Genomic DNA, 12,164 nt, shown 5'->3' on the forward strand with positions numbered 1-12,164 from the left:
TACAAGAAAGAACCGGAAGGAGACTTCGTGATGCAAGCTTCAACGCCGATCCGGCAACCTCGACGGGCGGCGCTCGCGTCGTTCGTCGGCACGACGATCGAGTGGTACGACTTCTACAGCTATGCCACGGCGGCCGCGATCGTGTTCGGCCCGCTGTTCTTCCCCGGCGAAAGCCGGCTCGTGAGCCTGCTCGCCTCGTTCGGCTCGTTCGCGGTGGGCTTCCTCGCACGCCCGCTCGGCGGCATCCTGTTCGGCCATCTCGGCGACCGCTATGGACGCAAGCGCTCGCTGCTCGCCACGCTGCTGCTGATGGCGGTGGCCACGGTGGCGATCGGGCTGCTGCCGACCTACGAGAAGGCCGGCATGCTCGCGCCCACGCTGCTCGTGCTGATGCGCGTGCTGCAAGGCATCGCGGTGGGCGGCGAATGGGGCGGCGCGGTGCTGCTGGCCGGTGAACACGCACCGGAAGGCAAGCGCACGTTCTTCGCGTCGTTCGCGCAGTTGGGCAGCGCGAGCGGCCTGATCCTGTCGATGCTCGCGTTCGGCGCGATCAGCATGCTGCCCAGGGAAGACATGATGAGCTGGGGCTGGCGCGTGCCGTTCCTGGCCAGCTCGGTGCTGCTGGTGGTGGGTTTCGCGATCCGTGCGAGCGTGTCGGAGTCGCCGGAGTTCGCCGAGGTGAAGGCCGCCGGCGAGATGGCGGCGAACCCGCTGCGCGAATCGCTGCGCCAGTGGCCGCTGCTGCTGCTCGCAATCGGCGCGAACGTGTACGGCATCGCAGGCGTGTACTTCAGCAACATCTTCATGATCACCTACGCCACGCAGTTCCTGTCGCTCGATCGCTCGATGGTGCTGCACTGCATGACGATCGTGGCCTGCCTGCAGTTCGTGGTGCAGCTCGGCGCGGCCTGGGTCGCGCAGCGCTTCGGCACCACGCGGGTGCTGGTCGCCATGGCCGCCTGGGCCGCGATCGTGCCGTTCGTGATGCTGCCGCTGGTGCATGCGGGCACGCCGATCACGATCACGCTCGGCATCGGTCTGGCAACGATCGCCGAATCGGGCTATTACGCGGTGGTGGCCGGTTTCGTGAGCGGCCTGTTCGCGGCGCGCATCCGCTATACGGCGATCTCGATCTCGTACCAGGTGTGCGGCGCGCTGGCCGGTGGCCTCACGCCGCTGGTGGCTACTGTGATCGCACAGAGCGCCGCGCCGGCCTGGTGGCCGCTTGCGCTGCAGTACACCGCGGCGGCGCTGCTGTCGGGCTTCTGCGTGATCCGCATCGCGCGGCGCGGCGACGCGGGCGAGCCCGATCGCGGGGTGCAGGGCGATGCCAAACGTCGCGAGAAACCAGCGGCGAATCGCGTGGCAACGACTGGCGCGTAAGCACCTGGTTCGCGCGCCCCGACGCGGCGCGCGTTCCATCGCGGAACCGCTTCGATGCCGAAAACGGCTAGGCGGGCTGCCGCGCGGCCAGCGCCATCGCGCGCCGCAGCGCGGCGTACACGGCCGGCCGGTTGCTCTGCGACGCGTTGAAGCGCAGGTAATGCGTGGCCGTGTGCGACACGCTGAACACGTTGCCCGGCGCGAACACTACGCCCTCCTCCAGCGCATGCCGCGCGACCGCCGCCGCATCGATCCCGTCCGGCAATTCGGCCCACAGGAACATGCCCGCGCGCGGCCGGATCGGCACGGTCAGCCCTGCCGCCGTCAATTGCCGCAAGGTCTCGCTGACGGCATCGCCGAGCCGTGCATGCAGGCCGTCGAGATGGCGGCGGTAGGTGCCGTCCACCAGCAACCGATGCACGACGGCCGCGTTCAGGCCGCCGTTGCCGAAGGTGGTCGCGAGCTTCAGGTCGATCAGCGGATCGACCCACTCGTGCCGCACCGCGATATAGCCGCAGCGCACCGCCGCCGACAGCGTCTTGGAGAAGCTGCCGATCGAGATCACGCGCGACAGGCCGTCGAAGGCGGCGAGCCGCGGCGCGGGGTCGGTTTCGAAGTCGGCGAAGATGTCGTCTTCCACGATCAGCACGTCGTGCTCGGCGGCCAGCGTCAGCACGCGATGCGCGACGGCCGGCGCCAGCGTCGCGCCGGTGGGGTTGTGGACGGCCGAATTCGTCACGTACAGGCGCGGCCGGTGCTCGGCCAGCACGCGCGCGAACTCGGCCGGATCGGGGCCGTTGGCCGTGTAGCGCACGCTGACCAGCTCGACGCGATGCGCACGCAGCAGCGCCTGGAAATTGAAGTAGCACGGGTCGTCCACCACCACCGTGTCGCCCGGTTCGAGCAGGAAGCGGCACACCAGATCGAGCGCGTGCGTGCCGCTGTCGGTCAGCAGGATCTGGTCGGCAGCGGCCTCGATGCCGTGCTGTGCGAGCCGCCAGGCAAGCTTCTGGCGCAGCGCCGGCAGGCCGAGCGGCGCGCCGTAGTCGGCCAGGTCGTGCTGGCCGTCGCGCGCCACGGTGCGCAGCGCGCGGCGCAGCCCGTCGTCGGGCAACCAGTCGGCCGGCAGCCAGCCCGCGCCCGGCTTCAGCGCCGCGCTGCCGGCTTCGAGCGATTGCCGCGTCAGCCACAGCGGGTCCAGCTCGCGATCGAGGCGTGGCGCGACGTCGGCCAGCGCGAACGGCGGCGCATGGCCCGCCACGAAGAAGCCCGAACCGCGCCGCGCCGACAACGCGCCCTCGGCCACCAGCCGGTCGTAGGCATCGACCACCGTCGATTTCGAGATGCCGAGCGCTTCCGCCATCGAGCGGATCGACGGCACGCGCGCACCGGGCATCAGCGCACGGCTGGCGATGCGGGCGCGCAAGGTCGCCATCACCTGCGCCACGCGGCTGCCGTCGCCCGCGCTTTTGGGTGGGATTGTGGAGTGGATGTCCGCCATCTGTACGGGGCTCCGATCAGTACAGTTTGCTGAAATTGTGCTGCTCCGTAGCTTACCCCGGAAGCGCGCGCGTGGGATGCTGCCCCATCCTTCCCCGACCACGGCGTCCACGTTCATCATGCAGAACTCCACCCAAGGCTGGTTCAGCGGTTTCCTCGGTGTCCTGATCTTCAGCGGCTCGCTGCCGGCGACGCGCATCGCCGTGCTCGGTTTCGACCCGGTGTTCCTGACCGTGGCGCGCGCGGCAATCGCCGGGCTGATCGCCATCGCGCTGCTGCTCGCGTTTCGCGAGACGCGGCCGGCGCGCGCCGACCTGATGCCGCTCGCGATCGTCGCGCTCGGCGTGGTGGTGGGCTTTCCGCTGCTGACCGCGCTCGCGCTGCGTCACATCACGTCGGCGCACGCGATCGTGTTTGTCGGTCTGTTGCCGCTCGCCACCGCCCTGTTCGGCGTGGTGCGCGGCGGCGAGCGGCCGCACGCGGCGTTCTGGCTGTTCTCGTCGATCGGCAGCGCCGCCGTGGTGGGCTTCGCGCTGCGCAACGGCGGCGACGCCTCGCTGGCGGGCGACCTGCTGATGCTGGCGGCGATCCTGGCCTGCGGCCTGGGCTATGCGGAAGGCGCGCGGCTGTCGCGCCGGCTCGGCGGCTGGCAGGTGATTTCGTGGGCGCTGGTGCTGTCCTTGCCGTTGATGCTGCCGCTCGCCATCGCGAGCCGCCCCGCGTCGTTCGCCGCGATCGGCGCGCCGGCCTGGTGGAGTCTCGCCTACGTATCGCTGTTCAGCATGCTGATCGGCTTCGTGTTCTGGTATCGCGGGCTGGCGCTCGGCGGCATCGCGGGCGTGGGCCAACTCCAGTTGCTGCAACCTTTCTTCGGACTCCTGCTCGCGGCGTGGCTGCTGCACGAAGCGGTGCCGGCCTCGATGCTGGCCGTGACCGCGGTGGTGGTCGCCTGCGTGGCCTGCGCGCGGCGTTTCGCCGGCACGCCAGCGGTGCGGCCGGCACGCGGTTGAATTCTGGCGGATGCGTGGCATTCCTTACCACTTGGTCCGGCACGGTTTCATGACGACGATGTCAATTCGACCGACGCGGCATGCGCCCGGTCGAACCATTCAGGGCAATCGTTAACTGTCACGAAACTGCCTAAGTGCGGGGGCTAGGATCGGGCGATCGTCCCAAACCACAATCCCACCGTCCGCCATGAGCCAACCTACTTCGTCTTCCATCGATCTCGGTCGATCGAAAGGCTTCGGCCTGATCGTCTTCTTCGTCATCCTCGTTGCGGGGGGCGGCTACGTGCTGACCCACCTGCTCGCGGATCTCGCACCGGTCGGTAACCATTCGCTGTTTCCGTACTTCCTGCTCGGCGTGGCGCTGCTGATCGCGCTCGGCTTCGAGTTCGTCAACGGCTTCCACGACACCGCGAATGCGGTCGCCACCGTGATCTACACACACTCGCTCACGCCGAACATCGCGGTGGTGTGGTCCGGCCTCTGGAATTTCATGGGTGTGCTGCTGTCGAGCGGCGCGGTGGCGTTCGGGATCCTGCAACTGCTGCCGGTCGAGCTGATCCTGCAGGTGGGCAGCGGCGCCGGCTTCGCGATGGTGTTCGCGCTGCTGATCGCGGCGATCGTCTGGAACCTCGCGACCTGGTATTTCGGCCTGCCGTCGTCCAGCTCGCACACGCTGATCGGCTCGATCATCGGCGTCGGCCTGATGAACCAATTGATGCACGGCGCGTCGGGCACGAGCGGCGTGGATTGGGGCCAGGCCGGCGGCGTCGGCAAGGCGCTGCTGTTCTCGCCGCTGGTCGGCTTCCTGTTCTCGGGCCTGCTGCTGCTGGTGCTGAAGGCCGTCGTGAAGGCGCCGGCGCTCTACAAGGAACCGCCGAAGGACCAGCCGCCGCCGTTCTGGATCCGCTGCCTGCTGATCCTGACGTGCACGGGCGTGTCGTTCGCGCACGGTTCGAACGACGGCCAGAAGGGCATGGGCCTGATCATGCTGATCCTGATCGGCACGGTGCCCACCGCCTACGCGCTGAACAAGGCGGTCACGCCGGCCGAAACGCAGACCTTCGTCGCCGTGGCGCACCAGGCCTCGACCACGTTCGGCAAATACGCCAACGGCGTCGCCGCCCCGACCAACTCGCGCGCCGTGGTCGAAACCTACGTGCAGACGCGTCAATTGACGCCGGACACGGTGCCGGCCATGCAGCAACTGTCGAACTCGCTGGCCTCGGCTGTCGGCTCGACCGTGGGCTCGACCGGCTCGATGGCCGACATGCCGCAAGGCCAGATCGACAACGTGCGCAACACGATGTATCTCGTGTCCGAAGCGATCCGCCTGATGGACAAGGCCAAGCAGCCGAACTTCTCGGCCGACGACCGCAGCGCGATCGACAACTATCGCTCGCAGCTCGACCACTCCACCAAGTTCATCCCGACCTGGGTCAAGGTGGCCGTGGCGCTCGCGCTGGGCCTCGGCACGATGGTGGGCTGGAAGCGGATCGTCGTGACGGTCGGCGAGAAGATCGGCAAGCAGCATCTGACTTACGGCCAGGGCGCATCGGCCGAGGCGGTAGCGATGATCACGATCGGCGCGGCCGACATGTACGGCCTGCCGGTGTCGACGACGCACGTGCTGTCGTCGGGCGTGGCGGGCACCATGGCCGCCAACGGCTCGGGCCTGCAATGGGGGACGGTGCGCAGCCTGGTGCTGGCCTGGGTGCTGACGCTGCCGGCCTCGATCGTGCTGGCCGGGGGGTTGTACTGGCTGTTTCACACGATCGCTTGATGGTAGCGGCGGCTCCGGTTCGGCCGTTGTTTTGATGTGTTGATTGGAGGCCGTCTCGCGGGGTTCGCGGCGAGATGACCTCCCGGCAGGCGGCCCGGTTCCAGCCCGATTGCCGCGCAAGATTCGGAGCGCCGCGCGAGCGCGTGGCCTCTACGATGATCGCCAGCCCATTGTGTGGAGATTCATCGTGACTGCCAGCCTCGAACGGCGTTCGCCGTTCACGCCCGCCTCCCCTTCCCCTTCTCTTTCGTCGGTATTGCCTGCCGAGTACGAATGGCGCGCGATTCGTGACGCGTTGAATGCCCACGGGGTGGCTGTCATTCGCGGCCTGCTCGATCGCAATGCCTGCGATGCGTGGATAGGCGGCTACGACGACACATCGCGCTATCGCAGCCGCATCGTGATGGCGCAGCACAACTTCGGCCGCGGCGAATATCGATATTTCGGCTATCCGCTATCTCCCGAGTTGACTGCGCTGCGCCGCGATCTCTATGCGCCGCTCGCGCCGATCGCCAACGACTGGAACCGCGCGCTCGGCATCGACACGCGCTATCCGGCCGATCACGACGCGTTCCTGCAGCGCTGTCACGCGGCCGGCCAGACTCGGCCGACGCCGCTGATCCTGCGCTACGGCGAAGGCGACTACAACTGTCTGCATCAAGACCTTTACGGCGAGCACGTCTTTCCGCTGCAGGTCGCGATCCTGCTGTCACAGCCGGGCGAGGATTTCACGGGTGGGGAGTTCGTGCTGACCGAGCAGCGCCCGCGCATGCAGTCGCGCGCCGAGGTGGTGCCGCTGGCGCGCGGCGACGCGGCGATCTTTGCCGTGCATGGGCGGCCGATGCAGGGCACGCGCGGTGTGTACCGCGTCAACTTGCGGCATGGCGTGAGCCGACTGCGCTCGGGGCATCGGCATACGCTCGGGGTGATTTTTCACGACGCGCAGTAAGCGCGACACGTATGCGGATTGGTCGTTCGGTGGTTCGGTGCTTCGGTGGTTCGGTGCTTCGGTGCTTCGGTGCTTCGGTGCTTCGGTGCTTCGGTGCTTCGGTGCTTCGGTGGTTCGGCGCTTCGGCGCTTCGGTGCTTCGGTGCTTCGGCGCTTCGGTGCTTCGGTGGTTCGGTGGTTCGGCGCTTCGGCGGCTCGGCGGCTCGGCGCTTCAGCGCTTCGCGACGCTTGCCCGCAAGCGGTCGCCCGCGTTCGCCGCCATCCGCGCATAACCGGGCAAGGTCAGCAGTGCGAGCACGCCGGCCGCCAGGAACGCCCAGCGAAAATCGGCCATCACGTAGTGCGTGCCGGTTGCATCGCCGCGCAACAGCGAGGCCAGCCGCAACGACATCGCGCCGAACGCGATACCCATGCCGATCGTCATCTGCTGCGCCGCACTCGACAACGTGCTGGCCGCGCTCGTCTGCTTCGGCGGGACGTCGGCGAACGCCAGCGTGGCCAGCGTCGAGAACTGCATCGAGCGCGACAGCCCGTAGACGAACACCACCACCAGCGTGATGATCAGCGGCGTCGACGCAGTCAACCAGCCGCACGCGATCGTCGAAAAGCCGGCGATCGTCACATCGACCAACGCCACGCGACGAAAACCGAAGCGATCGAGAATCCACGAGGTCAGCGCCTTCATGCCGAGGTTGCCGGTGGCGCTGGCCAGCAGCAGCAGGCCCGACTGGAACGGCGACATGCCAAAACCCACCTGGAACAGCAGCGGTTGCAGATACGGCACCGCGTTGATCGCAACGCGCGTGACCGAGCCGGTGAAGATCGTGACCGAGAACGTCCGCACCTTGAGCGTGGTGAAATCGAGCAGCGGATGCGGCGTGCGCTTCGCATGCCACCAGGCCGCCGCGCCGAACACGATGGCGGCGGCGATCAGGCCGATCGCTTCGACGAAGTTCGCGTCCTGCTGGCCGGCGGCTTCGGTGCCGCACAGCATGCAGGTCAGCGTGGCCCCCGACAGCACGAAACCGAGCCAGTCGAGCGGCCGCGCCTCTTCCGAACGCTCGTTGCGTACCAGCAGCATCACGCACACCAGCGCCGCGATGCCGAGCGGCACGTTGAGCAGGAAGATCCAGCGCCACGACGCGTAGGTCGTGATGAAGCCGCCCACCGGTGGTCCCACCACTGGCGCCACGATGCCGGGCCACGTGATGGTGGCGATCGCGCGCATCAATTGGGCTTTGTCGGTGCTGCGCACGACGATCATCCGCCCGACCGGCACCATCATGGCGCCACCCACGCCTTGCAACAACCGCGCGGCCGTAAACGTGCCGACGCTGTCGGACAAGCCGCACAACACCGACGCGATCGTAAACACTGCAATCGCCGAGCCGAACACCGTGCGCGAGCCGAAGCGATCCGCGATCCAGCCGCTGATCGGAATGAACACCGCGAGCGCCAGCATGTAGGCCGTCATCCCGAGACTCAGCGCATTCGGGCCGACGCCGAACGACTTCGCCATCTGCGGCAATGCGGTCGCGATGACGGTGGTGTCGAGATACTCCATGAAGAAGGTCGCGGCCACGAGATACGGGAGGAAACCTGTCGTCTGACGACGATCGACGCTGCTGTCGGTCATACGGGATATATCGAGCGGAATGGGATCAGGCGAAGGATGCCGAGTGGCGTGCGGGAGGTCAGAGCCGCGCCGCGCATCCGTGTGTTGCGGCGACGATGGTACTCCGATTGCATGACGTGCAGCACGGAGCCCCGCGCGGGAGCGCGGGTTTATCGATCGGCGCAAGGCGAATGCGCGTTACGGAACGCTTACGCCCTGCCGTTTCGGCTCAGACTTCGGTCGCGAGCAGCGCGTCGAGCTGGTCCTGCGTCAGCGATTTCAGCTCGACGCTCGATTCTCCGTGGAAAATCATCGAACCATAGACTTCAGCGAGACAACTGCTTGCGCTGTCGAGCGCGTAGTCGTCATGGATCTCGGCCGGCACATACACTTCACGCCAGGCATTGATCGCGGATTCAATTCTCACGATGGAAATCGGCTGAGTTGCTTTATCGCTGGAAGTTGCAGTCATGATTCCTTGCTGTCGATCCCGATGAATTGGATTATCTAAATAATCCAATTCATCGCGCCAATTGAATGACCGGATAGCGGATGCAATTCGATCCGTATCGGGGACGCGTAGCATACCACTGCCATTCGCCGTATCGACATACTTCGATTTTTAATGGAGAAAATCGGAAATACAAAGACAAAACCCCCACTGCATTCGCAGCGGGGGTTCTGAAGGGGAAGCCTGACGATTACCTACTTTCACACGGGCAATCCGCACTATCATCGGCGTAGAGTCGTTTCACGGTCCTGTTCGGGATGGGAAGGGGTGGTACCGACTCGCTATGGTCATCAGGCTAAAGGGGTTGATGCGTCGCTGCTTGAGCGCCACATCCAATCTGGAAGAAGTAGTAATGAGTTGTGTGTATCGGCACACGAGAATTCTTTCTATAACGCTTGTCGTGCCTTTTAAGATCCTGAACCTGCGGTTCAGGATGGGATGCTCGTAAGTGCTGAAGCACTAACGATCATCGACGCAGACTTGTTATAGGATCAAGCCTTACGGGCAATTAGTATCAGTTAGCTGAACGCATTACTGCGCTTACACACCTGACCTATCAACGTCCTGGTCTCGAACGACCCTTCAAGGAGGTCAAGCCTCCAGGGATATCTCATCTTAAGGCGAGTTTCCCGCTTAGATGCTTTCAGCGGTTATCTCTTCCGAACATAGCTACCCGGCGATGCCACTGGCGTGACAACCGGTACACCAGAGGTTCGTCCACTCCGGTCCTCTCGTACTAGGAGCAGCCCCCTTCAAATATCCAACGCCCACGGCAGATAGGGACCAAACTGTCTCACGACGTTTTAAACCCAGCTCACGTACCTCTTTAAATGGCGAACAGCCATACCCTTGGGACCGGCTACAGCCCCAGGATGAGATGAGCCGACATCGAGGTGCCAAACACCGCCGTCGATATGAACTCTTGGGCGGTATCAGCCTGTTATCCCCAGAGTACCTTTTATCCGTTGAGCGATGGCCCTTCCATACAGAACCACCGGATCACTATGACCTGCTTTCGCACCTGCTCGACTTGTCGGTCTCGCAGTTAAGCACGCTTATGCCATTGCACTATCAGCACGATTTCCGACCGTACCTAGCGTACCTTCGTACTCCTCCGTTACACTTTGGGAGGAGACCGCCCCAGTCAAACTGCCTACCATGCACTGTCCCCGACCCGGATCACGGGCCAAGGTTAGAACCTCAAACAAACCAGGGTGGTATTTCAAGGACGGCTCCACCGAAACTAGCGTTCCGGTTTCATAGCCTCCCACCTATCCTACACAGATCGGTTCAAAGTCCAATGCAAAGCTACAGTAAAGGTTCATGGGGTCTTTCCGTCTAGCCGCGGGGAGATTGCATCATCACAAACACTTCAACTTCGCTGAGTCTCGGGAGGAGACAGTGTGGCCATCGTTACGCCATTCGTGCAGGTCGGAACTTACCCGACAAGGAATTTCGCTACCTTAGGACCGTTATAGTTACGGCCGCCGTTTACCGGGACTTCAATCAAGAGCTTGCACCCCATCATTTAATCTTCCGGCACCGGGCAGGCGTCACACCCTATACGTCCACTTTCGTGTTTGCAGAGTGCTGTGTTTTTATTAAACAGTCGCAGCCACCAGTTTATTGCAACCCTTTCACCCTCCTGGCGCAGGCCAGTCAAGCTACAAGGGCGTACCTTATCCCGAAGTTACGGTACCAATTTGCCGAGTTCCTTCTCCCGAGTTCTCTCAAGCGCCTTAGAATACTCATCTCGCCCACCTGTGTCGGTTTGCGGTACGGTCACTGTTAAACTGAAGCTTAGAGGCTTTTCTTGGAACCACTTCCAATTGCTTCGCTTCCTAAGAAGCTCGCGCCACACCCTTGAATTCTGCGCCCGGATTTGCCTAAGCGCCTTCTCCAATGCAGCGACCGGGACTTCCAACACCCGGACAACCTTCCGCGATCCGTCCCCCCATCGCATTTAACAATGGTGCAGGAATATTGACCTGCTTCCCATCAGCTACGCATTTCTGCCTCGCCTTAGGGGCCGACTCACCCTACGCCGATGAACGTTGCGTAGGAAACCTTGGGCTTACGGCGAGGGGGCCTTTCACCCCCTTTATCGCTACTCATGTCAGCATTCGCACTTCCGATACCTCCAGCACACTTTACAGTGCACCTTCGCAGGCTTACGGAACGCTCTCCTACCATGCACATAAATGTGCATCCGCAGCTTCGGTATATAGCTTAGCCCCGTTACATCTTCCGCGCAGGACGACTCGATCAGTGAGCTATTACGCTTTCTTTAAAGGATGGCTGCTTCTAAGCCAACCTCCTGACTGTTTTAGCCTTCCCACTTCGTTTCCCACTTAGCTATATTTGGGGACCTTAGCTGGCGGTCTGGGTTGTTTCCCTCTTGACACCGGACGTTAGCACCCGATGTCTGTCTCCCGCGATTGCACTCTTCGGTATTCGGAGTTTGCTATGGCGAGGTAATCCGCAATGGACCCCTCAACCATGACAGTGCTCTACCCCCGAAGGTGAGACGCGAGGCACTACCTAAATAGTTTTCGGAGAGAACCAGCTATTTCCAAGTTTGTTTAGCCTTTCACCCCTATCCACAGCTCATCCCCTAACTTTTCAACGTTAGTGGGTTCGGACCTCCAGTACGTGTTACCGCACCTTCATCCTGGCCATGGATAGATCACTTGGTTTCGGGTCTACGCCCAGCAACTGAACGCCCTATTCGGACTCGCTTTCGCTACGCCTGCCCTATTCGGTTAAGCTTGCTACTGAACGTAAGTCGCTGACCCATTATACAAAAGGTACGCCGTCACCCCTTACGAGGCTCCGACTGTTTGTATGCATGCGGTTTCAGGATCTATTTCACTCCCCTCCCGGGGTTCTTTTCGCCTTTCCCTCACGGTACTGGTTCACTATCGGTCGATCACGAGTATTTAGCCTTGGAGGATGGTCCCCCCATCTTCAGACAGGATTTCACGTGTCCCGCCCTACTTGTCGTACACCTAGTTCTTTCATACTGTTTTCGTCTACAGGGCTATCACCTGCTATGGCCGCACTTTCCAGAGCGTTCGACTAACAATACAAATAAAGAGTACAGGCTCTTCCCATTTCGCTCGCCACTACTTTGGGAATCTCGGTTGATTTCTTTTCCTGCGGTTACTTAGATGTTTCAGTTCACCGCGTTCGCTTCACATGACCTATGTATTCAGTCATGGATACTCCAAAAGGAGTGGGTTTCCCCATTCGGACATCTACGGATCAAAGCTTGTTTGCCAGCTCCCCGTAGCTTTTCGCAGGCTACCGCGTCCTTCATCGCCTGTGATCGCCAAGGCATCCACCACATGCACTTGTTCGCTTGACCCTATAACGAGTCTGTCTCGCTTGCGCTCGACAGTCGCTACAGGTTGAGTT

The 12,164-nt window shown here is 63.0% G+C and carries 7 protein-coding genes and 2 rRNA genes; 4 read left to right on the forward strand and 5 right to left on the reverse strand.

What is annotated here, in order from left to right; all coding sequences use genetic code 11:
* Positions 1-30: 30 nt before the first annotated feature.
* Positions 31-1,383: an MFS transporter gene (locus tag AB4851_RS02775; RefSeq protein ID WP_414448336.1), complete on the forward strand. Its 1,353-nt coding sequence runs from the start codon at positions 31-33 to the stop codon at positions 1,381-1,383.
* A 67-nt stretch (positions 1,384-1,450) separates the two neighbouring features.
* Here AB4851_RS02775 and AB4851_RS02780 read toward each other — a convergent pair whose 3' ends face one another.
* On the reverse strand, positions 1,451-2,818 hold the full coding sequence (locus AB4851_RS02780) for a PLP-dependent aminotransferase family protein (RefSeq protein WP_414449222.1): 1,368 nt from the start codon (positions 2,816-2,818) through the stop codon (positions 1,451-1,453).
* A 184-nt stretch (positions 2,819-3,002) separates the two neighbouring features.
* On the opposite strand from AB4851_RS02780, the gene AB4851_RS02785 reads away from it, so the two are divergent.
* From AB4851_RS02785 to AB4851_RS02795, 3 genes are all read left to right on the forward strand, one after another.
* The gene (locus AB4851_RS02785; RefSeq protein ID WP_414449223.1) at positions 3,003-3,893 is read left to right on the forward strand and encodes a DMT family transporter; all 891 of its coding nucleotides are present in this window, start codon (positions 3,003-3,005) and stop codon (positions 3,891-3,893) included.
* 187 nt (positions 3,894-4,080) lie between these two features.
* On the forward strand, positions 4,081-5,673 hold the full coding sequence (locus tag AB4851_RS02790; RefSeq protein ID WP_414448337.1) for an inorganic phosphate transporter: 1,593 nt from the start codon (positions 4,081-4,083) through the stop codon (positions 5,671-5,673).
* A gap of 256 nt (positions 5,674-5,929) precedes the next feature.
* Positions 5,930-6,622, forward strand: a complete 693-nt coding sequence (locus tag AB4851_RS02795; protein WP_414449224.1) for a 2OG-Fe(II) oxygenase — start codon at positions 5,930-5,932, stop codon at positions 6,620-6,622.
* A gap of 210 nt (positions 6,623-6,832) precedes the next feature.
* On the opposite strand, the gene AB4851_RS02800 is transcribed toward AB4851_RS02795, so the two are convergent.
* From AB4851_RS02800 to AB4851_RS02815, 4 genes are all read right to left on the reverse strand, one after another.
* On the reverse strand, positions 6,833-8,257 hold the full coding sequence (locus AB4851_RS02800; protein ID WP_414448338.1) for a DHA2 family efflux MFS transporter permease subunit: 1,425 nt from the start codon (positions 8,255-8,257) through the stop codon (positions 6,833-6,835).
* Between the two features lie 208 nt (positions 8,258-8,465).
* Positions 8,466-8,708 carry a DUF3717 domain-containing protein gene (locus tag AB4851_RS02805; protein ID WP_414441055.1) on the reverse strand — a complete coding sequence of 81 codons (243 nt, stop codon included), beginning with the start codon at positions 8,706-8,708 and terminating at the stop codon, positions 8,466-8,468.
* A 220-nt stretch (positions 8,709-8,928) separates the two neighbouring features.
* A 5S ribosomal RNA gene (gene rrf / locus AB4851_RS02810) occupies positions 8,929-9,042 on the reverse strand.
* Between the two features lie 192 nt (positions 9,043-9,234).
* Positions 9,235-12,114: ribosomal RNA gene (locus AB4851_RS02815) — 23S ribosomal RNA — on the reverse strand.
* Positions 12,115-12,164: the final 50 nt, after the last annotated feature.

Source organism: Burkholderia sp. 22PA0099, assembly GCF_047497165.1.
Lineage (GTDB): Bacteria > Pseudomonadota > Gammaproteobacteria > Burkholderiales > Burkholderiaceae > Burkholderia.

Excerpts from the sequence above, each read along its gene's own strand:
- AB4851_RS02785 (WP_414449223.1), top strand. The coding sequence starts at position 3,003 with ATGCAGAACTCCACCCAAGGCTGGTTCAGCGGTTTCCTCGGTGTCCTG.
- AB4851_RS02780 (WP_414449222.1), bottom strand. The coding sequence starts at position 2,818 with ATGGCGACCTTGCGCGCCCGCATCGCCAGCCGTGCGCTGATGCCCGGT.
- AB4851_RS02805 (WP_414441055.1), bottom strand. The coding sequence starts at position 8,708 with ATGACTGCAACTTCCAGCGATAAAGCAACTCAGCCGATTTCCATCGTG.
- AB4851_RS02790 (WP_414448337.1), top strand. The coding sequence starts at position 4,081 with ATGAGCCAACCTACTTCGTCTTCCATCGATCTCGGTCGATCGAAAGGC.
- AB4851_RS02800 (WP_414448338.1), bottom strand. The coding sequence starts at position 8,257 with ATGACCGACAGCAGCGTCGATCGTCGTCAGACGACAGGTTTCCTCCCG.
- AB4851_RS02775 (WP_414448336.1), top strand. The coding sequence starts at position 31 with ATGCAAGCTTCAACGCCGATCCGGCAACCTCGACGGGCGGCGCTCGCG.